At 63.0% G+C, this 25,949-nt stretch carries 20 protein-coding genes and 1 tRNA gene; 14 read left to right on the top strand and 7 right to left on the bottom strand.

Features of this window, described 5'->3' with window-relative positions:
* Positions 1-238 precede the first annotated feature (238 nt).
* The 5 genes from ADN01_RS06045 to ADN01_RS06025 all read left to right on the top strand — a co-directional run bounded on the left by ADN01_RS06045 (position 239) and on the right by ADN01_RS06025 (position 6,961).
* Complete coding sequence (locus ADN01_RS06045; RefSeq protein WP_082142676.1) at positions 239-4,348, top strand: GAF domain-containing protein; 4,110 nt, start codon at positions 239-241, stop codon at positions 4,346-4,348.
* 12 nt (positions 4,349-4,360) lie between these two features.
* Complete coding sequence (locus ADN01_RS06040; RefSeq protein WP_075071011.1) at positions 4,361-5,014, top strand: response regulator; 654 nt, start codon at positions 4,361-4,363, stop codon at positions 5,012-5,014.
* Between the two features lie 165 nt (positions 5,015-5,179).
* Complete coding sequence (locus tag ADN01_RS06035; protein WP_062417558.1) at positions 5,180-5,593, top strand: response regulator; 414 nt, start codon at positions 5,180-5,182, stop codon at positions 5,591-5,593.
* A 54-nt stretch (positions 5,594-5,647) separates the two neighbouring features.
* Positions 5,648-6,436: an SDR family NAD(P)-dependent oxidoreductase gene (locus ADN01_RS06030; protein WP_201778642.1), complete on the top strand. Its 789-nt coding sequence runs from the start codon at positions 5,648-5,650 to the stop codon at positions 6,434-6,436.
* A 3-nt stretch (positions 6,437-6,439) separates the two neighbouring features.
* Complete coding sequence (locus tag ADN01_RS06025) at positions 6,440-6,961, top strand: cupin domain-containing protein (protein WP_062417559.1); 522 nt, start codon at positions 6,440-6,442, stop codon at positions 6,959-6,961.
* Here ADN01_RS06025 and ADN01_RS06020 read toward each other — a convergent pair whose 3' ends face one another.
* The 3 genes from ADN01_RS06020 to ADN01_RS06010 all read right to left on the bottom strand — a co-directional run bounded on the left by ADN01_RS06020 (position 6,962) and on the right by ADN01_RS06010 (position 13,603).
* Positions 6,962-8,689, bottom strand: a complete 1,728-nt coding sequence (locus tag ADN01_RS06020) for a universal stress protein (protein ID WP_062417560.1) — start codon at positions 8,687-8,689, stop codon at positions 6,962-6,964. It lies immediately after the preceding gene.
* Between the two features lie 115 nt (positions 8,690-8,804).
* Positions 8,805-11,090, bottom strand: coding sequence for a S8 family peptidase (locus ADN01_RS06015; RefSeq protein ID WP_075071010.1), 2,286 nt, complete (start codon positions 11,088-11,090; stop codon positions 8,805-8,807).
* A 239-nt stretch (positions 11,091-11,329) separates the two neighbouring features.
* A complete protein-coding gene (locus tag ADN01_RS06010; protein ID WP_062417569.1) occupies positions 11,330-13,603 on the bottom strand; it encodes a S8 family serine peptidase in 2,274 nt (757 codons plus the stop codon).
* A 224-nt stretch (positions 13,604-13,827) separates the two neighbouring features.
* On the opposite strand from ADN01_RS06010, the gene ADN01_RS06005 reads away from it, so the two are divergent.
* From ADN01_RS06005 to rsmA, 3 genes are all read left to right on the top strand, one after another.
* Positions 13,828-13,900: transfer RNA gene (locus ADN01_RS06005), tRNA-Phe, on the top strand.
* 80 nt (positions 13,901-13,980) lie between these two features.
* A complete protein-coding gene (locus ADN01_RS06000; protein ID WP_082389717.1) occupies positions 13,981-15,366 on the top strand; it encodes a ubiquitin-like domain-containing protein in 1,386 nt (461 codons plus the stop codon).
* A gap of 20 nt (positions 15,367-15,386) precedes the next feature.
* On the top strand, positions 15,387-16,229 hold the full coding sequence (gene rsmA / locus ADN01_RS05995) for a 16S rRNA (adenine(1518)-N(6)/adenine(1519)-N(6))-dimethyltransferase RsmA (RefSeq protein ID WP_082142677.1): 843 nt from the start codon (positions 15,387-15,389) through the stop codon (positions 16,227-16,229).
* Positions 16,230-16,760: 531 nt separating this feature from the next.
* On the opposite strand, the gene ADN01_RS05990 is transcribed toward rsmA, so the two are convergent.
* Positions 16,761-17,228 carry an NYN domain-containing protein gene (locus tag ADN01_RS05990; protein WP_062417571.1) on the bottom strand — a complete coding sequence of 156 codons (468 nt, stop codon included), beginning with the start codon at positions 17,226-17,228 and terminating at the stop codon, positions 16,761-16,763.
* A 94-nt stretch (positions 17,229-17,322) separates the two neighbouring features.
* Between ADN01_RS05990 and ADN01_RS19890 the strand changes: the two genes are divergently transcribed.
* Genes ADN01_RS19890 through ADN01_RS05960 form a run of 6 tightly spaced genes read left to right on the top strand, consistent with a single transcriptional unit; the run spans position 17,323 to position 21,203 of the window.
* The gene (locus ADN01_RS19890; RefSeq protein ID WP_062417572.1) at positions 17,323-17,844 is read left to right on the top strand and encodes a lamin tail domain-containing protein; all 522 of its coding nucleotides are present in this window, start codon (positions 17,323-17,325) and stop codon (positions 17,842-17,844) included.
* A 7-nt stretch (positions 17,845-17,851) separates the two neighbouring features.
* Positions 17,852-18,253, top strand: coding sequence for a DnaJ family domain-containing protein (locus ADN01_RS05980; RefSeq protein ID WP_062417573.1), 402 nt, complete (start codon positions 17,852-17,854; stop codon positions 18,251-18,253).
* Positions 18,254-18,297: 44 nt separating this feature from the next.
* The gene (gene dnaX, locus ADN01_RS05975) at positions 18,298-19,926 is read left to right on the top strand and encodes a DNA polymerase III subunit gamma/tau (protein WP_075071008.1); all 1,629 of its coding nucleotides are present in this window, start codon (positions 18,298-18,300) and stop codon (positions 19,924-19,926) included.
* A gap of 55 nt (positions 19,927-19,981) precedes the next feature.
* On the top strand, positions 19,982-20,326 hold the full coding sequence (locus ADN01_RS05970; RefSeq protein WP_075071007.1) for a YbaB/EbfC family nucleoid-associated protein: 345 nt from the start codon (positions 19,982-19,984) through the stop codon (positions 20,324-20,326).
* 15 nt (positions 20,327-20,341) lie between these two features.
* Positions 20,342-20,947, top strand: coding sequence for a recombination mediator RecR (gene recR, locus ADN01_RS05965; RefSeq protein WP_062417575.1), 606 nt, complete (start codon positions 20,342-20,344; stop codon positions 20,945-20,947).
* Between the two features lie 10 nt (positions 20,948-20,957).
* Positions 20,958-21,203, top strand: a complete 246-nt coding sequence (locus tag ADN01_RS05960; protein WP_062417576.1) for a hypothetical protein — start codon at positions 20,958-20,960, stop codon at positions 21,201-21,203.
* Positions 21,204-21,210: 7 nt separating this feature from the next.
* Here the strand turns inward: ADN01_RS05960 and ADN01_RS05955 are convergent, their stop codons facing one another.
* The 3 genes from ADN01_RS05955 to ADN01_RS19610 all read right to left on the bottom strand — a co-directional run.
* Positions 21,211-21,633: a pyridoxamine 5'-phosphate oxidase family protein gene (locus ADN01_RS05955; protein ID WP_062417577.1), complete on the bottom strand. Its 423-nt coding sequence runs from the start codon at positions 21,631-21,633 to the stop codon at positions 21,211-21,213.
* Between the two features lie 13 nt (positions 21,634-21,646).
* Positions 21,647-24,181, bottom strand: coding sequence for a helicase HerA domain-containing protein (locus tag ADN01_RS05950; RefSeq protein WP_160318386.1), 2,535 nt, complete (start codon positions 24,179-24,181; stop codon positions 21,647-21,649).
* Between the two features lie 71 nt (positions 24,182-24,252).
* The coding region (locus ADN01_RS19610) for a hypothetical protein (RefSeq protein ID WP_075071005.1) at positions 24,253-25,949 on the bottom strand (1,697 nt) is incomplete at its 5' end.

Below are 25,949 nucleotides of genomic sequence, written 5' to 3'. Positions count from 1 at the left end.
TCGTCGTGATCTGAGTATCTTTCAAATTGGATTGCGTTATATTGATCGTCAACTTCTCAACTCGCTTCCATTTCGGATTTTGCTATGTTCTTACTGTTGATTTTTCAAACTGTCAGGTGGCTAGTCTGGTTTTCTTGGCGCTCTTTGCGCCTTTGCGGTTCAATCCCCCGCCGGTTTTCAGCAGCCGCAATGCTAATGTTGCTACAACCGCAGAAAACAGTCAGGACAGATCTACCCTATGGGAAAATCTTCTCCGCCCGCTGGGCAAATGGATGTGCTAAAACGACTGGGCTTGCAGGGCGGCTTCATCGAAGCCCTGTTTGACCGCATTCCCATGGGCATTTTCGTGCTCAACCGGGAGGCGTGCCTGTGCCGCTTTAATCCCACCTGGCTGGAGCAGATGGAACGCTACGCGGCTTTCCCCGTGCAGGAGGCCGCCGCCGGAGCCAACCTGTTTGCGCTTTCGCCCAGCCTGGCCGACGGCCTGGGGCCGCTGGTGAAACAGGCCCTGGGCGGCGAACCGGTTTCGGTTCAATCTCTGCCGCTGGCTTCGCGCGGCCTGCGCTCTTATTGGGATGTGGCCCTCACGCCGCTGTGCACCTCCGAAGGACAGGTGGATGGGGTGCTGTGTATGATGTCGGACGCCACCCAGCAGGTAGTGGGCAGCGAGGCCTTGCAGCGCACCTTACAGGCCCTGCGCGAACGCGAGGAACGCTTTGACCTGGTGGTGCGCGGAACCAACGACGGCATTTGGGATTGGAATTTGCAGACCCAATCGGTGTATTACTCGCCGCGCTGGAAAGCCATGATCGGCTACGCCGAGAACGAACTGGATGACTCCCCCGAAGTGTGGAGCAGCCGCGTCCATCCTGAGGATCTGCCCCTGGTGGAGCGCGAGATTCAGCGCCACCTCAACGGCGAAACCGAGATGATGCAGGCCGAAACCCGCTTTTTACATCGCGACGGTACTTACCGCTGGATTCTGACGCGCGGGGTGTGCGTGCGCGACGCCAACGGGAAGCCTCTGCGCCTGGTGGGTTCGCACGCGGACGTGACCGAGAAAAAACAAGCCGATGAAGCCCTGCGCTACCGTGCCGCCTTTGAAAACCTGATCGCCAACACCTCCACCCAGTTTATCAACCTCCCCATGGAAGAAGTGGATGAGGGCATTCGCCGCACCCTGGAGCGCATTGGGCGCTTCACCGGCGCGGACCGCGGCTACATCTTCCTGTTTTCGGATGACTACCAGTATTTGAACTGTGTTTCGGAATGGGTAAGCCCGGGCGTGCCCCCGCGCACCGCAGAGATGCGCCAGATTCCCGTGGGGCAAATGCGCTGGTCGAGCCGCATTCTGCTGGACGGCAGCGTGCTGCGGGTGAACGATGTGAACGCTCTGCCCGCCGAAGCTGAACAGGAACGCCTGGGGTTGAAAGGCCAGGGCGTGCGTTCGCTGGCGGCGGTGCCCATGTCGTATCAGGGGCGCGTTTTGGGCTATTTGGGCTTTGATTCGCTCACCGCGGCGAAAACCTGGGATGAAGACAGCCTGGCCATGCTCAACATGGTGGGCGAGATCATCGCCAATGCCATGGAACACAAGCGCGCCCAAGCCATTCAGGACGGCCAGCGCCAGTTCCTGGAGCTGCTGGCCCGCGGGGGCAGTCTGAACGAAACCTTGAACGCGCTGGTGCAGGTGGTAGAAGAACAGTGGCCGGGGATGATGTGCCTGGTGCTTATTTTGGATGAAACCGGCCGCCGCCTGCACGTGGGCGGGGCCGTCAGCCTGCCGCAGGCCTACCTGGACGAGATTGAGGGCATCGAGATTGGCCCGCTGGTGGGCTCCTGCGGCACGGCCTGCTACACCGGCCAGCGCGTGCTGGTGGAGGATATCCGCAGCGACCCGCGCTGGGAGGGGCTGCGCGAGACGGCTCTGCGCTATGGGCTGCTTTCTTGCTGGTCGGAACCGGTGATCGACTCCGGCGGCACGGTCATCGCCACTTTTGCGGTCTATTCACAAAGCCCGCGCCTGCCCACCCCGGCGGAGCTGCAAATCATCGAAACCGGCGCGCACCTGGTGAATGTGGCTGTGGAACATTACCGCGCTAAGAGCATGCAGGAGATGGCTTTCCAGACCCTGGAAGAGCGCGTGAAGGCGCGCACCCGCGAACTGGCCACCCTGCTGGAAGTTTCGCAGAATTTGACCTCCACCCTGGATTTGGACCTGCTCCTCGGCCTGATTTTGGATCAGCTGCGTTCGGTGGTGGATTTTACCGGTGCTTCCATTTTGACCCTGGAGGGGGGCTATCTGACCGTGCAGGCCTACCGCGGGCCGATCCCGCAGGAAGATGTGCTGTGGATGCATTTCCCCGAATCGGAAGGCATCAACCACCTGGTCATCAGCCGCCGCGATGTGATCATCGTCCCCGATGTGCAAAGCGACACCCTGCACGGACAGGCTTTTCAATCCGCGGCGCGCGTGATTGACGACACCATGTTCGCTTATGTGCGCTGCTGGATGGGCATTCCCCTGATCATTCAAGACCGGGTGATTGGCATGCTGACTCTGGATCACAGCCAGCCCGGCTATTACCGGGTGGAACACGGGCGGCTGGCGCTGGCCTTTGCCAGCCATGTGGCTGTGGCGGTGGAGAACGCGCGCCTCTACGGGCACGCCCGCCAATTGGCGGATGAGGCCCGCACCCTGCTGAACGTGCAGGCGGCCATCTCCAGCCGTTTGGATGTGGACGCCACCCTGCAAATGATCGCGGACGAGGCTCGCCGCCTGACCAACACGGCCATGAGCTCGGTGTACCTGCTGGAAGGCGATGATTTGGTGGTGTCGGTGGTTTCGGGCGAGATCAGCCGCAGCCTGCTGGGCTTCCGCGTGCCGATGGAAGCCTCGGTGGCGGGCATGGCCCTGAAGAGTGGGCAGCCGGTGCGCGTGGTGGACGCGGGGGATGATGAGCGCGTGTTAAACGACCTGACCAGCCGCGTGGGAGCCAGCGCCTTCTTGATCGTGCCGCTCATTTCTGGGCGCGGGGCGGTGGGCACCATCACCGTGTCGAACAAGCTGGATGGACAGCTGGGGCTGGAGGATGAGCGCATTTTGATGCTGATGGCTTCCAGCGCAATCGTGGCCCTGGAAAACGCACGTATGTACAAAGAAGAGCAGGAACGCCGCCTGGAGACGGAACGCCGCCGCAAGGTGGCCGAAGGGCTGCGCGATATTCTGCGCGTGCTGAACTCCAACCGGCCTCTGGACGATGTGCTCAACTACGTGGCGGAACAGGCCAACCGTATGATGGGCTCCACGGCCACCATGATCCGCCAGGGCCTGCCGGAGCTGAACCGGGTGCGCACGGTGGCCAGCTTTAACCTGCCGCCCGATTTTGACGCGATCCGCGAGACGCGTTTCTATAACAGCGAGGGCGATAAGATCCTCATGGCCCACCGCCCCATCGTGATCCGCGACCATGCGGCTGCTCTGGGGGCGCGGCTGGCCAACGACCGGAATTTGGACGAATTTCAGCGCGCGGGCATTCACGCCGAACTGAAGTATTACCGCAGTCAGTTGGCGGTGCCGCTGTTTAACCGCAATAAGATTTACGGTGCGCTGCGCTTCTATTTTGCCGAATCGCGCGATTTCAGCGACGAGGATATCCGCCTGGCGATGACCCTGGGGGATCAGGCGGCCCTGGCGGTGGAAAACGCCGAGATGCGCGCGCAGATGCAGGAACACGCCGCGGCGATGGAACGCAGCCGCCTGGCCCGCGATCTGCACGACGCGGTGACGCAGACCCTGTTCTCTGCCAGCCTGATCGCCGAGGTGCTGCCGCGCATTTGGGAAAAGAACGCTGAAGAAGGCCTCAAGCGTCTGGCTGAACTGCGCCAGCTCACCCGCGGGGCGTTGGCAGAGATGCGCACGCTGCTGCTGGAACTGCGCCCGACAGCCCTTTTGGAAGCGGAGCTGGGGGAACTCTTCCGCCAGCTGGCCGAGGCCTTCACCGGGCGCATGCGCCTGCCGGTTTCGGTGCGCATTGAGGGCGGGTGCGACCTGCCTTCGGATGTGCGCGTGGCCTTTTACCGCATCGCCCAGGAGGCGCTGAACAATATCGCCAAACACGCCAAAGCCACCCGGGTGGAGCTGGAAATTTGCTGTGAGGACAACAAGGTATATCTTTCGATCACGGATGACGGCCAGGGCTTTGCCGCTGAGAAACTCTCATCCAATCATTTGGGTTTGGGTATAATGAAAGAGCGCGCGGAAGCCATTGGCGCAGATCTGGAAATCACCAGCCAGCCCGGGCAGGGAACCTGTGTGGAGGCTGTCTGGAGCAAGAAGACCCCCTGAGAAGGATCCATCATGAGTGAGGCAAAACCAATTCGTGTCATGTTGGTAGACGACCACGCGGTTGTGCGCAGTGGTTTAGGCGCGTTTTTGATGGTGTTCGACGACCTGGAATTGGTCGGCGAGGCCAGCAACGGGAAAGAGGCCATGCGCCTGTGCGAACAGGTGCAGCCGGACGTGATTCTGATGGACCTGGTGATGCCGGAGATGGATGGGGCGGCGGCCACCCGCGCCATCCGCACGCGCTGGCCTCATATTCAAATTGTGGCCTTGACCAGCTTTAAAGAGGACGAACTGGTGCAGGGCGCTTTGCAGGCGGGGGCGATTGGCTATCTGCTGAAGAATGTCAGCGCGGATGAACTCTCCAGCGCTATCCGCTCGGCCTATTCGGGCCGCCCCACCCTGGCCCCCGAAGCCGCTCAGGCGCTGATTCACGCCACGCGCCGCGCGTTGGACAACCCCAGTTATGACCTGACCGAACGCGAGCTGGAGGTCTTGGGGCTGATGGTGGAAGGGCTGAGCAACCCCGATATCGCCGAACGGCTGGTGGTCAGCCGCTCCACGGTCAAATTCCACGTCAGCAGTATCCTTTCGAAACTGCAAGTGACCAGCCGCACCGAAGCGGTGGCCCTGGCGCTGAAGAACAAGCTGGTGAAAAGCGCGCGCTAAACTGGCCAAATGGCCAGCGGTAATCTCACCAATGGAAGATTGCCGCCCGGCCTGAGATCTTCTATGATCAGGGTGAGATGCAACAGCGCGCTCGGGTGAAACCGGCGCAGCTTTAGACGTGAAAGGTGATGTTGTCCGTAGAGACGGCCGCTTGTGAGGCTTGCGATGAAGATTTTATTGGCAGATGACGATCAGAAGGTATGTTCCGCACTGCGGTTGGTTTTAGAATTAGAACCCAACGCGGTGGTGGTGGGGCAGGCGGCGGATACGGCGCAGCTTTTGGAAGCGGTGCGTCAGGACTGCCCCGATTTGCTCCTTTTGGATTGGGAACTGCCGGGGTTTGACGCACAGCCTCAGGAAATTTTGCGCACGCTGCGGGCGTCCTGCCTGGATCTGCGCGTGATTCTGCTCAGCGGGCGCGCCCAGACGGTGCAGGAGGCCCTGGAGATTGGGGCGGACGCCTTTATCCGCAAAACCGATCCTCCCGAAGACCTTCTGAATCTGGTGTCGCAGTTTCACCGTTCGATGTACGGCCCCTCCTTTTTCCCCAGCAAAAACCACCTTGCCCGCCTGGCCTGAACGCCAGGCGGTTTTTTTTGCCCGAAGCCGGTGGATTTTTGCTATAATGGCAGTGTGATCCCTTTGAATCTTTTTGATTTTTCCAATCGAGTGGTGTGGGTGACGGGGGCCTCAGGGGGGCTGGGGAAGGCTCTGGCGCGGCGCTTTGCGCAGGCAGGAGCGCATCTGGCCCTGCATTACCGCGCCCAGGTGGAGCCGGTGCAGGCTTTGCAGGCTGAATTGAGCGAGCTGGGCTGCGAGACGCTGGCGGTGAGGGGGGACCTGACCGATGAAGACGCGGCGGAGGCCTGTTTGCAGGCCATTTGGGAGCGCTTTGGCCGCCTGGATGTGCTGGTGAACAACGCCGGGCAGTACAGCCACGCGCCTTTCCTTTCCATGTCCGTGCAGGATTGGGATCAGATTGTGCAGGCCAACCTGCGCAGCGTTTTTTTGTGCACCCAGCGCTTTGCGCGCCGCGCGGCGGCCCAGGGTTTGGCGGGAGCGGTGGTCAATATCGCTTCCATTGAAGGGCTGACACCGGCCTTTGGCCACGCGCATTACAGCACGGCCAAGGCGGCGGTGCTGATGGCCACGCGGGCGGCGGCTTTGGAGCTGGGGCCTTTGGGTGTGCGGGTGAACGCTGTTTCGCCGGGGTTGATCTGGCGCGAGGGTTTGGAGGAAGACTGGCCCGCCGGGGTGGAATCCTGGCGCAAGGCAGCCCCTTTGGGGCGTGCCGGACAGCCGCAGGAGGTGGCAGACGCAGTGCTGTTTTTAGCGTCAGACGCGGCCAGTTGGATCAGCGGGGCTAATTTAGTGGTGGACGGAGGGGCGTCCTGCCGGCCAATTTTTGGTGAAGGAGAGTAGTGCATGGATGCTGAGGCGCGCGCCCTCATTGAAGCTTTGCAGTTGACGCCCTTGACGCATGAGGGGGGCTATTACCGGCAGGTGTATGAAAGCCCGGAGTGGATCCCCGCCGAGGGGCTGCCGGCGCGCTATCAGGGCGTGGCGCACCCCTTTTCCACGGCCATTTATTACCTGTATGTGGACGCTCCGGACGGCTTTTCGCACCTGCACCGCCTGCCCACCGACGAGATTTTTCACTTTTATCAGGGCGATCCAGTGGAGATGCTGATTCTGCACCCGGATGGGCGGGCGGAACACACCATTTTAGGCCCGCGGGTATTGGAAGGTCAGCACATTCAAGTGCTGGTTCCGGCGGGCAGCTGGCAAGGATCGCGGCTGTTGGCGGGGGGACGCTACGCCCTGGCGGGAACCACCATGACGCCGGGATATGTGGACAGCGATTTTGAATTGGGGGATGCGCAAGCCCTGGCAGCGGCCTACCCGCAAGCGGCGGAATTGATCCGCGCGCTGTGCAGCGCATTCTGATCAGTGGCAGATCATCACAGCTTGTTTCACCAGAGGTAGGATTCGATCCACAGTGCTGCCGAAGAACAGTTCGCGCAGCACGGCCCCGCCGTATCCACCCATCAAGATCAACCCGGGGTCTTTTTCTGCGGCGGCGCTCAGCAGGCTGGGGGCCGAAAAGCCGCGCCGCGGCAGGTAAGCGGCCTGAATTCCCCGTTCGCTCAAATAGACCCGCGCTTTTTCTGCGTGAATTTGCGCAGTTTCCAGGCGGGGGCTGGCGCACAGCACGGTCAGTTCTGAACCGAAACGCGCGGCCAGATAGGCGGCGATGTAGAGGGCCTCTTGGGCTTTGGGCGAGGCGTCGTAAGCCAGCAGCACGCGGCTGAGGTCAAAAGGCTTCTCACTCACCAGCAGCAGGGGACAGGGGCAGCGGCGGATGATGGTGCGCATGCCCGATTTTAAGCGCGGCACCAGACGCAGCGGCGGGGCGTGAGAAAGCTTGAGCACCACCAGGTCGGCCCATTGGGCGCGGTTGCAGATGGTACGGGCCACGGGGCCATCTTCAACGGCCAACCGTGCGGGCACACCCGCCTGGGCGCAGGTTTCTAAAAAGCGTTCTTCTACGGCCTGGGGGTCTGAACCCGGCGAGCGCAGATGCAGCCCGCTGAGGGCGGCGTTTTCGGCTTGAGCCACCCGTAAGGCGTACTCCACGGCTTGCCATCCGTCCGGCTGGCCGGTGACGGCCACCAGGATATGCCCCAACAGGCGGTCGGGCTGGGGGGCAGCGCTGAGCAGGGCCTTGCGCCATTGACCGGCAGGGGGGCCGCTTTCCAACGGGTCGGGCAGAATCCAATCGTAGAGGGCGCTGCGGACGCGCTGCCACCAGCGGCGCGGGCGGCGGCTGAAGCGCTGCGCCAGATCGCGCGCGGCGGTGGCGGGGCTGATTTCCCAGCCCAACTGATCGGAAAGCTCGCTTTGGTGCTCGGTGAGCCACAGGTACAGGTCAGTTTCGCTGCGGCCGGGGAATTCATTGAGCAGGCGGTGGATGCGAATAGCACGCACCACGGGTAGATAATAGCTGTGATACCAATGGATCAGGCCTTCTTCTTCCGTGATGGGACGGTGCGCCTCGACGCCCATGTAGTAGCGGTGCACGGCGATATGTTCGGCCAGGCGCGGGTAGCCGCCGGGGGCCGAGAGGGTGAGATCGGCTTCGGGCAGCAGCTCGTCGGCATGGGTCTCTTTGAGGAAGGCGGCCCGCTCGGCGCGCAGGATGACCTCATCGGGGGAATCGCTGGGGGAGAAGGAGACAGGGGCATTGACGGCGGTGACGTAGGCCTGAATGTGGGTTCCGCCCGCTTCGCGCACGGCAGAGATGCGGTGGTGGCCGTCGCGCACGAAATACACCTGGTCGATCTGATAGACTTCAATGGGCGGCAGCCCGGTCATGGCTTCGATACCCACGCGCACCTGCGCCCAGCGGTGCTGATCGCTGGGGGTGCGCGGCAGGAAACTGCGGGTGAAATCGGTGTAGCGGTTGACGGACCCAACGATGGCTTCCAGAGGGATATCGCGCAGCTGCGCCCCGCCGGATTCGGTGGCCCCCAGGCGGGCGCGAATTTCCTGATAGGGGATCAGGTCGGCGGATTTTCCGCGCAGGCGCGCCAAAGACAGCTCCAAACCGGCTTTGCGGCGAGCCTGCTGGAAATCCTGAATGGCTCGGTGATAGGGATAGGGGCTGTCTGCCATGCCTGGATTCTACTATGAGGCGTGCCCCCCTGGAAGGTGTTTTGGGGGGCTGATGAGGGGACAGAATCCCCACCGGCTGCCCCGAAGGACAGCCGGTGGGCAAGGAACTGCGGGCTTAGTAGGGGTTCAATTCTTCCCCACCGCACAGATTATCTGTGAGGAACTGCACGCCGCTGAGGCTGCTGACCAGGCGGCCGGGCCGCCAGAGCGTGTTTGTGTTTGCGCAGGTTCCGGTGTGAGCAATGGATTGGATCATCTTCCCGTTGAAGAAAACCCGCACGGTGGGCCGCGCGGTGTTCATGAGCGTGCCGGAAGCATTGACGAGGAAATAATATTCCCCGGGATAGTAGGGGTTTTTGCTCTTATTGACCACAGTGGTGGAGGTGAGCGGAAAGCCGTCCCGAAGGTTGTCGCGGTTGTAAAAAGCAAAGGGGGCTTCGTATAAATTCCCGTAGTTCGCCGCCGAAACGGAGGCGGGTGCGGCCGCGGGGAGGTAGAGCACGGTATTCACATCGTCGCTGCCGTCTTTGTAGGTCGTCACCAGGTGGATGTACTTTCCGGAGGGGATGGCATAATGCCCGCCGACCAGGTTTGAATAGAGATACCCTGGTTCCAGGTTTCTGGTTTCGGCAAAGGTCTGAAAGCCCTTCAGATAGCCTTTGGCGGAGATTTGGGTTTCAAAGGGGGTGGAGCCGGGGATGTTGATGAGGTCCACCTGGCGGTTGACCAGGCTTTCGACCCGGGAGGTATCGATCACCTTTCCGCCGCTGATCACCCGCACCACGGCTCCGGTCAGCGGCAGGCCGGTTTGGGCGTCGGAGACCCAAAAACTGACCGCCGCGCGGTTCATGGCCGCGGCCATGTCTAGATACGTGGCGGCGCTGGTATCCTGGGCCGCGCCGTAAGGGGCGATGTTCCCCGGCCAGCAGTAAGGGCCGCTTCCCGCGTAGCCGGTGGTCTGGTAGCCGTCAGTGACGGAGGTCACGGTGGGGTCCACAGCAATATTTAGCGGCCGCCCCGTGGCCACCAGATGGGCGGCCAGATCTGCGGGTGTGTTGAATACCGCGGTGCCCCAAACGCGCGCCGCCACCGCGGATACATAGGGCGCGGCCATGGACGTTCCGCTGATGGTATCCGCATAGCTGTCTAATCCGTTAAAGGTTGATCGGTAAAATGGGTAGCTGGTGGGCAGGGTGGAGTAAATGCTTTCGCCTGGGGCGATGATCTCCACCCAACTGCCGTAGTTGGAAAAATTGGCGGCGCAGCGGGAAAAGGTTTCGGTGCTGGGGCTGATGACATCATCCCCGTTCACGTCCACGGTCACTGTGTTTTGCCGCGCCGCGCCCACCGAAAGCAGCCCCTCGCCCAGGACGGCATCCTTGGCATAGGCCGCGGGATATGCGTTGGAGGTGAGAGAAGTGCTGCTGTTTCCCGCGGCGGCGACCACCAATTTGCCCTTGGTGTTGACGGCATAATTCAGGGCGTTGTATTGCAGGGTGGAAGGCGAGCCGCCCAGACTCAGGTTGATGATGCGCGCGGGGGAATTGGCGCAGTGGATGATCCCCTGGGCGATGTTGAAGCTGGTCCCAAAGCCTTGAGCCCCCAGTACCTTGACAGCCAGAACTTTGCCGTTGGATAAGCCCCACACGCCTTGCTGGTTGTTGGTGCGCGCGGCGATGATACCGGCCACGTGTGTGCCGTGCCCGTTGTCGTCGTTGGCGATCTTGTCATCGTTGACGTAATCGTAGCCGTTCAGCGCGCGCCCCTTCAGCTCCGGGTGGTTGACATCTACGCCGGTGTCCACCACGCACACCATCGGGCTGACCTTCTGGTCGGGCCAGGTCAGGTTTGCGCCAATGAGCCAATGCCCCCAGAGAACATAGGAACTGGCGTCATTCGGGTAGGTTGGGACGGCCAGCGTGCGGCCGCCTTTGCGCACCAGGGTGCGGAGGCTTTTCAGGGTTTCCACCGAACGCAGCTGCTCCCCTTCCGGCGTGCGAAAGGGGACGTCGCTCATTTCTTCGATGGGCTGGGCCTCTACATCCGCGGGCAGGGCATAGATGAAATTTGGCTCGGCAAAGCGCACGCCGGGCTGCTGGCTGAGCCGGTCGGCTGTCGCCAGAACATCCGCCTGCTCATCGAAGCTCAGCAGGGCTGCACCCATCGTTACGGCTGCCACCTGGGCTCCCACGGCCTCGGCCAGGGCGCTGGCCTGGCTGTGCGCTTCGGCTGCCGGAAGGTTGAAATCAAACCCCACCACCAGTTCACCGGGCACAAAACTCCCCACCTCGGGGCTGGGGGGCGGGTCTTGCGGCAGGGGCTGCGCGGCGGCGGGGGAAAGGGGGAACAAGGCCAGGGCCAAAAAGGCCGCGGCCAGACTGTGAATCAGGCGTTTGGACATGGGTTTCTCCTGGGCATGCGGGCACATGGCTTAGCCAGCCTGCGGGAGACGGTGCACGCCTTGATGGCATGGTCAGGGCTGGCAAGAGTGGACTGGAATTGGATAATATCAATATAAATCATCACCGAATGGATGTAAATACAATTCATCCCTGCCGATCGCTGACGACCCAAAGGAATTTAAACCGGCTGTCCCGAAGGACAGCCGGAGTGAGATTGATGGTGAGGGCAGTGGGAGGATTAGGGCAGCACTTCGCTACCGCCGCAGTTGTCATCCACGATGAATTGAACGCCGCTGGCGCTGCTGGTGACCCGCCCGGCGCGCCAGAAGCCTTCGCCAGAAGTGCAGATATCACCTTTCAGCACGTAGTTGATCATCTTGCCGTTGGAGAAAACGCGCACCGTGGGGCCGGCGGTGTTCAATGTGGAGGTTCCGGAATTGATCACGACATAGTATTCACCCGGGTAGTATGGGTTTTTGCCATTATTCATGACGGTGACAGCGGTCACCGGGTAGCCATCCACAAAGTTATCCCGGTTGTAAAAGGCGAAGGGGGCTTCATAGAGATTGCCGACGTTCAGCGCCCAAACGCTGCCGCCCACCGCGGCTGGCAGATATAGGAAAACTTCTACGGCAGTCCCGGGCCGATAGGTGGTGACCACGTTGATGAACCTGCCGGAGGGGATGGCAAGATAGGTGGAGGCTGTGCCGGAATACATCACGCCAGGGGCAACTGTCACACCGGGGTAGATGGTTTGAAACCCTGCCAGGTAACCTTTGGCCGCCGCCTGGATGGAGAAGCTGGGGCCGGAAGGCAGGTTGATGAGGTCCACCGTATTGGAGGTCATCGAATCCAGGCGGGAGATATCCAGAAGCTTGCCGCCGATCATGGCGCGGATCACGGCGCCGGTGAGCGGCAGAGCGGTTTGCGCATCCATCACATTAAAGCTGATGCCGCTGCGTCCCATGGCTAGGGAGGCATCCACATAGCGGGCGTTGGTCATATTCTGGGCCGCACCGTACGGAGCGGTGGCGTTGGGCCAGCAGAAGGGCGAAGTGCCCGAATATCCCGTGGCGAAAAACCCGAAGGATGGTCCGCTGACCGAAGGATCCACGGCTAAACTAAGCACACGGCCGTAATCAACCAGGTGGGTTTCCAGATCCCCCGTAGAATAGCCGGGGAACAGGCTCCACACCCGCGCTGCGACCGCCGCCACATAAGGGGAAGCCATGGAGGTGCCGCTCATGGTGTCCGCGCCTGGATTCAAACCGAAGCGGTAATTTTGATAGAAGGGGTAACTGAGCGGCAGGGTGGAGTAGATATCATCCCCTGGCGCCACCAATTCGACCCAGCTGCCGTAATTGCTAAAGTCGGCTGCGCAATTTTCAAAGGTTTCTGAAGCGGTGACGATGGCGTCATTTCCATTGGTATCCACCGTCACCGGATTTTGCTGGGCAGCCGCTACAGAAACCAGGCCGTAGCCGATGAAGATATCTTTGGCATACGCCGCCGGATAGGCAGAGAAGGTATCGGAAGTGGATGAATTGCCTGCGGCGGCGGCCACGAACTTATTTTTCGTGTTGATGGCGTAATCCAGGGCATTGTAGGTGGCCGTGGAGGGTGAGCCACCCAGGCTCATATTGATCACACGGGCGGGGGAATTGGCGCAGAAGGTGATGCCCAGGGCGATGTTAAAGTTGGTACCCCGACCCTGCGAACCCAACACCTTGACGGCGATGACTTTGCCGTTGGAGACGCCCCAAATTTCGCGGCCGTTGTTGGCGCGGGCGGCGATGATGCCCGCCACGTGCGTGCCGTGGCCGTTATCGTCATTGGGAATCTTGTCGTTGTTGACGAAGTCAAAGCCGTTGATCACGCGGCCTTTCAGGTCGGGATGGTTGGCATCCACGCCGGTATCAATGACGCACACCGTGGGGGAAACTTTCTTTTCCGGCCAGATGATGTGGGCGCCGATTTTCCAGTGGCCCCATTGAGTATACGACAGGGGGTCGGAGGGGTAGGTGGGGATGGAGAGGGTCTTGCCGCCCTTGCGCACCAGGGTGCGCAGGCTCTTCAGCTCCGACACGTCGCGCAGGACGGGGCCGTCTTCGCCTTCAAAGGCAATTTCCCGCAGTTCTTCGATGGGGGTGGATTCGACCGGTTCGGGCAGGCTGAAGATGTAATTCGGCTCGGCGAAAACTACACCCGGCTGAGACTGCACCTCTTGGGCCAGGGCGGCCACATCGGCGCTTTCATCAAAACTGAGCAGGGCCATGCCCGCGCCGGTGGAAACCACCTGGGCGCCGATTTGCCCGGCCAGGGCGCTGGCTTGGGCGCCGGTTTCGGCGGCTAGCAGGTTCTTATCAAAACCGACGACCAACTCGCCGGGGACAAAATCACCCGCGGCCGGCAGGTCTTCCTGCGGCGCGGGTTGGGCGGCCGCGGGGGAGAGGGGGACGAGGGCCAGGGCGAGCATGGTGATGATCAAACTGTGCAAAAGGCGTGTGCGCATGATTTCCTCCTGATGAGCTTAGGTCTGGTGAACGGATCGGGCGGTGGGTGTTTTGCGGTTTCCTCCCTGCATTTTATTAGATAATATTGGTACAATTTATCATAAATAAATCTCAAAATCAAGCAGCAAATTGACAACGCACAGGTCTTTCCGGCGAGGGCTGAATATGGGCCAATCGCTTGACAATCCGCCGCCACCTGGGATAAAATACACCCACTTGACCCGCCGAGATAGCTCAGTTGGTAGAGCACGCGACTGAAAATTGCGGTGTCCACAGTTCGATCCTGTGTCTCGGCACACCCAAAAACACCCCAAAATGGGTGTTTTTTGCTTTTAAGGGGTCTTTGTGCAGATTTTTCTCTGTTACAATCGAAATCATGAAACGTTGGATGGGTTGGTTGAGCCTGGCGTGCCTGCTGCTGGGGCTGGGCCTGCTGTATGCAGGCAGCCTGCGGCCGGTGCAACTGACGCTGGACGGGCAGCCGCTCACCGTGCGCTCGCGGGCGCTGACGGCGGGCGGGGTGCTGCGCGGGGCGGGGCTGACCCTGCGCGCCGAAGACCGCCTGACCCCGCCGCCGCAGACCTTTTTGGGCTGGCAGGGGCAGCTGCGGTTGGAACGCGCCAGTTGGGTGCAGGTGTGGTCTGAGCAAGGCGCGACCTCAAGGGGGTTCTGGAGCGTGGAGCGGCGGCCGGGCAATTTGCTGCTGCAGGCGGGGGTGAAGCTGTACCCCGGCGACGTTTTGCGATGGAACGGCCGGATGTGGGATGCGGGCGCACCGCTGCCGCCGGCCCCCAGCTATTTTCTGCAGGTGACCCCCGCGCACCGCTTTGTGCTGGTGGAAAACGGGCGCGCTCAAACCCTGGCGGCGAGCGGGGCCACCTTGGGGGCGGGGCTGTGGGGGTTGGGGCGGCCGGTGACCCCGGGGGACTGGGCTTCTTTGCCTCTGGAAAGCGCCTTGCCCGCGGTCAGCGCTGTCACGGTGCGGCGGGCGGTTCCGGTGACCATCCTCGTGGGCGAAAAGACGGTGGAGGCGCTCAGCGCGGCGGGCACGGTGGGCGAGGCCCTAGCGCAGGCCGGGGTAGCCCTGCAGGGGCTAGATTATGCCGTGCCCGCGGAGGACGCGCCCCTGCCCGCGGATGGGAACATCCGCGTGGTGCGGGTGCGCGAAGAAATTGTGCTGACGCAAAGCTCGCTGCCCTTCGAGAGCGAATACGTGCCTGATCCCGACCTGGAGCTGGATCAGCGCCGGGTGGTGGAGGCCGGGCAATATGGGGTGGCCGTCACCCGTCAGCGGGTGCGCTTTGAAGATGGGCAGGAGGTTTCGCGCCAGGAGGAGCAGACCTGGACGGCGGCTGAGGCGGTGACGCAGAAGGTGGGCTACGGCACCAAGGTGGTGGTGCGCACGGTGCAGACCGAGGCGGGCACGTTGGAATATTGGCGGGCGGTGACGGTGTATGCCACCTCGTATTCCCCTTGCGGCCTGGGCAACGTGACCAAATGCTATTACGGCACCTCGCTGGGGCTGAAGGTGCAGCGCGGGGTGATTGGCGTGACCAATAAATGGTACCGCTGGATGGCCGGGCAGGGCGTGTATGTCCCCGGCTACGGCAAGGCGGTCATCGCCGATATCGGCGCGGGCATTCCCGGCCGCTATTGGATTGACCTGGGTTTCACCGATGCGGATTTGGAACTGTGGCATCAGGATGTGGTGCTGTATTTCCTCACCCCGGTTCCGGATCAGATTCCTTATATTTTGCCCTGAAAGAGCGGTATCCTGTGTCCATGCTTGACCTTCCTCCTCTCGAAGTCGCCCGTTTGCTGCGCGCCCATCAGCTCACCGCCAAGAAGGGCCTGGGGCAAAATTTCCTGATCGATTCCACAGCCTTGGAACGCATTGTGGCTGCGGCGGAGATTCCGCCGGAAGCCGAGGTGCTGGAGATTGGCCCCGGCCTGGGCAGCCTGACCCGTTATCTGGCCCGGGCGGCGCGGCAGGTGGTGGCGGTGGAGCTGGATACGGCCCTCATCCCGGTGCTGCACGAGGTGTTGGCCGGGCAAGAAAATGTGCGCGTGGTGCAGGGGGATATTTTGGAGCAGGACCCGGCAGCGTTGATGTCGGCGGGGGGCTACTGGGTGGTGGCCAACATTCCCTATTACATCACCTCGGCGGTGTTCCGCCATTTGCTGGAGGCGCGGGTGCGGCCCTGCCGTATGGTGCTGACGGTGCAGCGCGAGGTGGCGGAGCGCATCTGCGCCGCGCCGGGGGATATGAGCCTGCTGGCACTTTCGGTGCAGGTGTACGGGCAGCCGCGGACGGCCGTGCGCATTCCGGCGGGGGCTTTTTACCCGCCGCCCAAGGTGGATTCGGCGGTGGTGCGGGTGGATCTGGGGACCGAGCCGCGCATCCCCACGGAGCAGTTGGAAGATTTCTTCCGGCTGGCCAAGGCGGGCTTCAGCCAGAAGCGCAAGACGCTGCGCAATTCGCTCAGCGGGGGGCTGGGGTGGGGGACGGCGCGGGCTGAGGAGCTGCTGCGCGCGGCGGGGGTGGACCCTATGCGCCGAGCGGAGACGCTTTCGCTGGAGGAGTGGGGGGCGCTTACGGCGGTGTACCGGCAGAACGGGGGGTAGGGGGCGTGCCCGTACCTTGGTTCTTTGCTTCATCGAATGTGCCGGAACGCCAGGGGTTCGTTGATTCGCTTTCTTGGCGTTCTTCGCGCCTTGGCGGTAAAAAAATGTGTGTTTGAACCGCGGAGACGCAAAGGACGCCAGGTAGGGACACGCCCTCGATGCCCATTCCCACAATGTATTTGAACCGCGAAGGCGCCAAGGATACCATGTAGGGGCACGGGCTTTTTTCGGCCCGTGCCCCATGTGCCCATTTCCACAATGTGTTTGAACCGCGGAGACGCAAAGGACGCGAAGCCGAGCGGGGGAAATGCCCCGTTACATCGAACTGCCCCCTTAAAAGCGATCGCCTGACATGGGGGGGACATGCCAGGCGATCTTCAGGGAGGGAATCCCACCAGAAGCTTCCTTTTGGGGGCCAACCCGGGGGGGATGGGCTGGCTTTCACTTTCCGGTGGCTGGCACCGAAACTACCGTTAATGGGTGCCGTACCTGTAATATACACTAATTTTGTCCTATTTGCATTAAAAAGGCCTAAGAGTTTTCATCCTCCGCCCCGAACAAGCGCAGCCATTCGTCAATATCGCCGCCCACCGCGGGCGCGCCCGGCTCTGGGGACTCGGCCAGGGTGCGCTGCAATTGCCGCGCGAACTCATCCGAACGAATGCGCTCGGCCCCGGCTGCCGCGGCCTCGGCCTGCACGCGCCGGTCCGTGCTGACCACTTTCCAATTGCGCGCATCCCGCCCCAACTGGCGCAGGCGGCGGGCGATGGCGTCATCCGCGGTACTGCCCTGGCGCACAAAATGGGCGGTCAGCGAACCGCCCACCCGCCGCACGCCCGCCCGTCCCGGCGGTGCGCCGTCAAAATACACCTCGGCGCGTTTGCGCGTCTGGCGGCAAAAAACTTGCAGCCATTGGATCAAAATGTCCTCATCTTCCAGCACGGCCAGGTTTAACCCCGGCAGATTGGGGATGAGATTGTGCCCGTCAATCAAGTACATCGCAGCGCGCCCTTTCACAGGATGGCGGCCTGGGTCAGCCGCTCAGCCAATACAAATTTACCCCAAAGTGTGCTATCATTCAAGCGAGGAAGCCATGAGACTGAAAAAATTACTGCCCTACTTGCTGCTCAACGTGGTCGTTTCGGCGGTAACCACCTTAGCCGTGCTGATGCTGTGGAGTGGGCGCCAGGCTCCCGCTGTCCCAGCGGCTGCCCCGGCTGCCGCGGCGGCGGCCCTCACCCCGTCGGCGGCTGCCCCCGCGCAGGCCCCGGTCGCCCCCGCCGCCACCCTGCCCTCTGCCGATACGCCCGTCATCGAGATCCAAAACATCTTCGGCGCCGGGGATGTAAAAACCGAAGTGGTACGCCTGCGCCGCCTGGGCAGCGGTGAACTGCAAATGACTGGCTGGACGCTGAAGAACGACGACGGCCTCACCTACACCTTCCCCGAACTGCTGCTGTATACCGACGGCGCGGTCGAGCTTTACAGCCGCCCCGGAGCCGATTCAGTCATTGAACTGCATTGGAATTTGCAGCAGCCTGCCTGGGGCAGCGGGGTGACCGCCAGCCTGTACGACACCGAAGGCAATTTGCGCGCCAGCTTTAAGATTCCATAGGAGTTGGATGGACGCCTGGGAAAAAATCGCCGAAGAAAAAATCCGTGCTGCGCAGGAAGCCGGGGTATTCGATAACCTGCCCGGCAAAGGGCAGCCCCTGCGCCTGGAAGATTTCCCCTTTGAGGCCGAGGATTCCCACCTGGCCCACCACCTGCTGCGCAGCGGCGGTTACAGCCTGCCGTGGATCGAGTTTGGGCAGCAAATTGAAAGCGAACGCCTGGCTTTGCGCCGGGTCTTGCGCGAAGCGGGCGGCAGCCCCCAGGCTCAGGCCCACTTTCTGCGCCAAATCGCCGCGCTCAACCAGCAAATCCTGGAGTACAATATCCGCGTGCCCCACCCCACCTTCCAACGGCGCCCGTTGGACGGACAGGCCGAACTGCAGGCGGCTTTGCAGCCGCCCAAAGCCTGATCCGCGCCTTGGAAATCACCTCTGGACGAAGGGAAGCCAACCGCATGTCACAAGCTCTGTACCGCAAATGGCGGCCGCGCCTTTGGGATAAGGTCGTCGGACAGGAACACATTGTCCAGACCTTCAAAAATGCCATCCGCACCGAGCGCGTGGGGCATGCTTACCTGCTGGCCGGGCCGCGCGGAACCGGAAAAACCACCACCGCGCGCCTGCTGGCCAAGGCGGTCAACTGCCTGGCCGAAGACCCGGCGGTGCGCCCCTGCGACCAGTGCGCCCACTGCAAGGCCGTCAACGAAGGCCATTTCCTGGACCTGATCGAAATTGACGCGGCTTCCAACACCAGCGTGGACGACATGCGCGACCTGCGCGACAAGATCAATTTTTCACCCTCGCAGGGGCGTTACAAAGTGTACATCATTGACGAAGTGCACATGCTCTCCACGGCGGCTTTCAACGCCTTGCTGAAAACGCTGGAAGAACCCCCCGCCCACGCCATCTTCATCCTGGCCACCACCGAGGTACATAAAATCCCTGCCACGGTGCTCTCCCGCTGCCAGCGGCACGAATTTCGGCGCATCCCCGTGCCCGATATCGTCGCCCAGCTGCAGGACATCGTGGACGGCGAAGGCTTTACTGCCGAAAAAGAGGCCCTCACCCTCATCGCGCGCCAATCCACCGGCGCCATGCGCGACGCCATCTCCCTGCTGGATCAGCTGGCCTCCACCGGCGAGGGCATCACCCTGGCCAACGCCCAACAGGTGCTGGGCACGGCCACCAGTCAGGTGGTGGTGGATCTGGTGGGCGCCATCCAATCCAAAGACAGCCAGGCGGGGCTGAACGCCATTCATCAGGCCCTGGACGCGGGCACCGACCCGCGCCAGTTTGCCCGACAGGTGGTGGATTATCTGCGCGGGCTGCTGCTGATCCGCCTGAACAACGCCGACCTGCTGGATGTGACCCAGGAAATGCGCGCGCATATGGCCGCCCAGGCGGCCCATTTTGACAGCGCCGAGCTGGTAGAAGCCGTGCGGCAGTTTAACACCGCTGCCACCGAGGCGCGCACCGGCTGGCAGCCGGCTTTACCGCTGGAACTGGCCCTGGCCGAGTGCTTGCACACAGCCCCCCAGCCCGCCGCCGCGTCCAGGCCGGTCGTCCCAGCCCAGCCGGAGCCGGCCCGCCCCACGCCCTCTCAGCCCACCCCGGCGCGGCCCAGCCCTTCTCAGCCGGACCCGGCCCGTCCCGCGCCTTCTCAGCCTACACCCGCCCAGCCCACCCCCTCGCGGCCTACCCCTTCACGCTCTGCCCCCGCGGACGAAGCCGCCCCGGCGGGCGTCAGCCTGCACGTCATCGTGCAGCAGTGGAAAGCGTTTTGTCAGGCCATGCGCGTTAAAAGCCCGGCGGTGCAGGGGCTGCTCAATTCCTGCCGTCCCCTGGCCATCAAAGACGGCCGTCTGGTGCTGGGGTTTGCCTCTGAGGTGCTGCGCACCAAGATGGACACCCCCGAAAACATCGGCGTCACCCAGCAGCTGCTGCTGGAAATGTTCAGCGCCGATCTTCCCGTGAGCTGCGTGGTCGCCAACACCAAAGGCGGCAGCGCCGAATTGGACGTGGATGGGGACGGCATGGTCAACACCGCCCTCAACCTCGGCGGGCAGATCGTTCACAAGGAATAACCCTTCCGGAGGCTTCCGGAAGATGTTTACCTGGTCATTTTGAGGAGGAATTAACATGGCAAAAGGTTTCAACCGGCCCGCTGGCGGCCGCCTTGGCGGCGGTGGGGGCATGATGAATCAACTTCGCGCGATGCAGGAACAGATGGCCGCCGTGCAGGCCCAATTGGCCGAAGAGACGGTCAGCGCCTCGGTGGGCGGCGGTGCGGTCAAGGTGGTCATGACCGGCGCTCAGGTGTGCAAATCGGTCAGCATTGATCCCGACTTGCTCAAGGACGCCGACGCCGAAATGCTGCAAGACCTGATCCTCACCGGCGTCAACATGGCCCTGGACGAGTCGCGCAAGCTCTCGGAAGAGCGCATGAGCGCCGTCACCGGCGGCCTGGCAGGCATGGGTTTCTAGACCCCTTTTTCTCTCATGCCCCTGCTGCCCGAACCCATCTCTGATCTCATCCACGCCTTTCAGCGCCTGCCGGGCATTGGCCCCAAAACGGCAGCCCGCCTGGCGTTTTATTTGCTGCGCGCCGACAGCGATATTCCCGAACAATTGGCTCAGGCGCTTTTGCAGCTGAAAAGTGCCACCTCGCTGTGCCCGCAGTGCTTTAACATCACCCTCTCCAGCCGCGAACTGTGCGAAATTTGCGCTGACCCCCGCCGCGACGCCGACAGTCTGTGCGTGGTGGAAGACCCGCTGGATGTGCTGGTGTTGGAGCAAACCGGCGCGTTCCAGGGGCGATACCACGTGCTCCACGGCGTGCTTTCACCGGTGGAAGGCATCGGCCCGGATAAGCTCAAGATCCAGCCGCTGGTGGAACGGGTGCGCGGCGGCGGCATCCGCGAAGTGATCATCGCCACCAACCCCAGCATGGAGGGCGACGCCACCGCCGGTTACCTGCGCCAGCAATTGGCCCCCCTGGGGGTGCGCCTCACCCGCCTGGCGCGCGGCCTGCCCGTGGGCAGCGATCTGGAATACGCTGACCAAAACACCCTGCTGCGCGCCCTGGCCGGGCGGCAGGAACTGTAACCTCTGTTCCATGACCCTGGACGCCGCCCAGCGCAGCCTGACCCAGCGCACGATTGACCGCCTGGAGCGCCTTTCGGCTGATTCTGCCTGGGCACATCAGGCCAGCGGACTGCGCCGCGCGCTGATGGCCTGCCTGGACGAGCTGGCAGACCCTGCGTCCGCTGCCCCCCAGGCCGAAGAACGTCTCCAGAATCTACTCGCGCGCGGGTTTTTCATCATCGAAAACGCCGCGCGCGAGATGGGAGACCGGCCCTAAGGCGACCTTATTTCCAGGGGACCACCCGTTCCGGCTTGAGTCGGATCAAAGCATTCTCATCATCGTGAATCCACGACTGCGGCTCCGCCGCCAGTACGCCCTGCTCGCCCAGGTAGCGCGTGTAGATGCGCGTGCTCATGTCCACCACAAATTCACGGGGGGCGTGCACCAGTTCCGCCGCGCCCTGCATCATCACCCCGCGCAGTTCCAATCCCTCGCGTTCGTCATCCACCACCACCGCGCAGCGCGGATTCTGGCGCAGGACGCGCACCTTGTGGGTGGATTGGAAGGTGCTGATCCACAGGCTCTCGCCGTCCCACAGGTACCACACCGGCACCACATGCGGCTGCCCATCTGCATCCGCCGTGGCCAAACGCGCCAGGCGGGTTTCGTTTAAGAAAGCGTCCATCTTTGCAGGTTCAACTTTCATACGTTCCTCCCACTCAGCGCTGCGGCGGCTTGAAGGCCGGGGCTTCGCGCACTTCCGTGCCCACCTTCACCAGATAGTAGGGCATCCACACCACCCCAAACCAGCGCATGAAAACGTCTTTCTTCTGCGCCGCCTGGGGGATCTCGCGGATATCGTTGACCGTCTGCGCCCAGCGGTCCTGCACGGCCTTGATTTCCTTTTGCAGCATTTCTTCCAGCTGATCCAGTTCGGTTTCTAACTGTTTCAGTTCTTCACGCTCCTGCTCCAGGGCAGCCTTGGCCTGTGAGGTCAGGCGCCGCTTGGTCAGCGAAGAGGATACGCTGCGCTTGCGTTTGGCGAACAGGCTCAGCAGCAATTCACCGTGGGTGCCCAGCTCTTCCATGGTGCGCTGCTGCACCTCGTTCTGCTGCTCTTCCACTTCCAGCTTTTGGCGGGCCACCTTGCGTTCCACCGCGTCCAGCTTCTTTTCATAGGCGGCTTCCAGCTTGGTCAGCTCGGCGTCCATTAGGGCGCGCGCCGCCTGAGCGCACATCTCGCGGAATTCGGCCGAGCTCACCTCTGGCCCGGCGTACACCTTGAGGGTCTCGTTGGCGCGTACGTTGATGGTGGCGCTGCGGTAGGCCCAATCCAGAAAATCGGTCTGCAGGGCCTTCACGCGCTTGGGGTCGCTCAGCCACACCGGCAGCGGGGCGAACTGGGTGTTGGGGGTGGGCTGGCGGAACAGGTTGGCGTCCTCAAAGGGAGTCCACACGGTCTGTTCCCAGCGCGGCGACATGCCTTCCATCTGCTCCACCACCACGGCCACCTGCTGGGTCGTGTCCAGGTTGAACTTGCGCTGCAAATAGCGCACCTCCGCCTGCCCCAGCAGCGCTGGGCGGTACACCATCCCCTGCACCTCGGCGGTTGTCTGCGCGGGCAGATTCAGCCCGCCCAGGGCCTGCCCGGGGCTGACTTCGTTCAGCGCGAAGAACTCTTCCACCCCCACCGGCGGGGCCGGGCGCGTGGACAGGTAGCGCACGCCGCCCAGGGGACTCTGTCCGTTAGCTGCGGTGGCCGCGGGCGTGGGGGTTGCCGCGGCGGGCATGGGAGCGGCGGCTGGGCTGGAAACCGGAGCTTGTGCGGGAGCCGCAGGGGCGCTGGCCGCTGGAAGCCCTCCCGCCATGCGCTGCAAGGCGGGAATCTGGCTGCGGGTCATCGGTCCGGCCAGGTAGTTGAGCGTGAAACGGGTGGAGAAGGTCTCTGGCTTGCTCATGTGCACGCTGTGCAGCAGGAACACGCGCTTTTGCAGCCCCGAAATCATACGGTCGTAGGCCTGCTGGTCGCTCAGGCCGCTGGCGGATTGCAGCCCCTCTAACAGGCGCATCTTGTCGCGCTCGGTCTGCAGCCGGCCGATCATCCACGTGCCGGTGTTGGACAGGGCTTTGTAATCCAGATCCACCGGGTTTTGGGTGGCCAGCACCATGCCCAGCCCAAAGGCGCGCATCTGCTTGAGCATGCGCAGCAGAATGGGGCGGGAGGGTGGGTTGGAGATGGGCGGCAGATAGCCGAAGATTTCATCAAAGTAGAACATGGCCCGCAGGGTGCTGGTGCCGCGCTGCAGCCGCGCCCAGGCCTCCACCGCCGCACACAGCAGGGTCACAAAGAACATGCGCTCGCTGTCCGTCAGGTGCGCCAGATAGAAAATGCTGTGGCGCGGTTTACCGTCCGGCATGTACAGCATGGCGGCCACATCCAGCGGGTCGCCTTCCACCCAGGACTGGAAGGAGGGCGAGGCCAGGAAATTGTTCAGCAGCATGGCCAGATCCATGCGGTCTTTTTGCGGGAAGAAATGATCCAGCGGGAAGGCCCCCAGGCGTTCAAAGGGCGGTGTCTGCACCTGCATGATCAATTCCACCAGATCCAGCGAGCGCCCCTGGCTCCAGGCGTGTTCCAGCAGGTTGGAAACCAGGATATGCTCGCGCGAGCGCAGCGGGTCCACGTCGCTCATGCCCACCAGCCCCAAGAGGGCGGTGACGGTGGAGGAGATCTTCTCGCGCAGCACCTCGCGGTTTTCTTCCCACGAGACCTGCGGCGCGGCAAAGGACGACAAAATGCTCACCGGCCGCCCCGCCGAAGAGCCGGGGGTGAACACGGTGTACTGCACCGTGGTCTGCAAGGCCACGCGCTGCTCGCGGGTCAGGCCCCATTCCGCGTGGCCTTTCTGCCAGCGCGCCGAGGTCTCCGCGGCCACCTCGGCCACGGTCTTGCCGCTGCGGCGGGCCTCATCTGGGTCAATCCACGGCTCAAAATCCTGCGGGGTCTGATCGGGGAAATGCAGCAGCAGGTTGGTCAGATCGCCCTTAGGATCCACGATGATGGCGGGGGTGCCCTGTAGGGCGGCTTCTTCCAGCAGGATCACGCCCATGCCGGTTTTACCCGAGCCGGTCATGCCCAGGATGACCGCATGCGTCACCAGATCGGCCGGGTCAAACATCACCGCCTGATCGGTGACTTTCTTGGCTTCCAGGTCGTAATGCCGCCCCAGGAAATAATCTTTGGCTTCTGCCATGTGCATCCCTCCAAAACGTTGAGATTCTCAGCTCGTAAGATCCAAAATAATACCGCGGCGGCCCTCAGCCCTCACGGCCGCAAATCGTACATCCAATACACATTATCATAATTCACAGGCTCCGGCAAGTCTGCCAGGAAGGCCTCCAGAGCTGCCCACTCCGCCGGGGTAACGTGCGGGTCGCCGCTCTCGCGCATAAACTCCACCCCCGCGCGGTACACCAGCAGATGGGTAAAGCCTTCGGCTTTCCAGGCTGCCAACACCGCCTGGGGGCTGCCCAAAGCGGTCAGGCTGCGCTTCCAACGGTCCAAAATCTCGTCTGGGGCGCAGTTGGGGCGGCAGTAAAAACTGCGCGGTTCAAACAGCAGCAGGGTGCGCGTCTGCGGGCCGAGCTGGCGCACATCCGCCATCACCGGCGCGTACCAGCCCAGGTTATCGGCCAGATAGGCCTCAGCGCTGTGCAGGCCCAAAACGGTGCGCAGCGCGCCAGTCTTCACCGTGTGCAGGCCCACCTCCACCGCGTTCAGCCCCAGGGCCAACAGCACCACCGTCCCCGCCACCCGCTGCAGGCCCACCGTCCCCAGCCGGGCGCGGCTGAGGCCCGCAAAGCCAAAGGCGGCCAGGGCCGCAAAGGCCGGGAAGAGGGCAAAATAGAAACGGGTCTGAATCAAATAGCCGCTCAGGCGGTTGCCCAGCGCCCACACCAGCAGCCCCGCCAGGCTGAGAAAGGCCGCGCTGCCCAGCGTGGTGCGCTGATCGGCGCGCAGGCTGCCCCGACCCATCCAGGCCAGCGCCCCCAACCCCAAGAGCAGCGGCCCCACCGAGACGGAATAGCCCCCCGCCCCGTCCACACCGATATAGGTGGCGCGCAGGGGCAGCAGCCAAAAATCCTGCCAGTTTCCCCAGGAGCTCATGCCCTGATACACGCTCATGCGCACTGCGTTCATGGCCCCGCCGCCAAAAAAGAAGGGGTACAGCGGGTTACCGGTGGTGAGGGCGTTCTTCACCAGCCAGGGCAGGGCCAACCCCACCGCCGTAAGGCCAAACTGGCGCAGCGCCGGCCAAAAGCGCGCCCGCCCACGCAGGATCTGCCAACCCAGGGCCAGCAGGCACACCAGCCCCAGCACCCCCGCCGGATATTTGGTGCCCAGCGCCAGGCCCGCAAAGGCCCCCACCAGGCGCAGCAGGCGCGCCTCCCCCAGCCGCCGCCAACCATCCAGAGCGATGAGCGCGGCCGCGCCGAACCACAGCGCCAGCCAGTCCACATAACCCCAGGCCGGGGAGACCGCCAGGGTGTAGCCCGCCAGCAAAGCGGCCGCCCCCGCCCAGGCCGCGCGCGTGTCCAGTCGCTCTTCCAGCCAGCCCACCAGCCCCAACACCGCCAGCAGAGCTGCGGTCACACTCAGCACCGGCCCGGCCGAGCTGCCCGCCAGGGCCGCCGCCCAGGTGTAGAGCATCTCCGCCGTCTGCGGCATGCCGCTCATCACCAGTTCCGGCACATAGCCCACCCGCCCCTGTTCTAAATAGAGTTGCGGCAGGGTCAGGTGGTACATCAACGCGTCATATTTCAGCGGCGGCGCCAGGGCAATCAGCAGGGCGCAGAAAAAGAGAAAGCCCAAGAGCCCGCCCACCCAACGGCTCCAGCCGTCACTGCGCCGCCACAGGGCCTTCACCCCCGCGGCCTGTGCCAGCCAGGCGCGCAGGTCGCGGCGCAGCAGCCAGCCGCCCACCGGCAGAGCCGCCCACAGCGCCCAGCGCAGCACCCCGG

Origin of the sequence: Levilinea saccharolytica (assembly GCF_001306035.1) — a bacterium.
Classification (GTDB): Bacteria; Chloroflexota; Anaerolineae; order Anaerolineales; family Anaerolineaceae; genus Levilinea; species Levilinea saccharolytica.
Note: the sequence above shows the minus strand (reverse complement) of the source record. Positions and strands in the feature narration are given on the sequence as shown.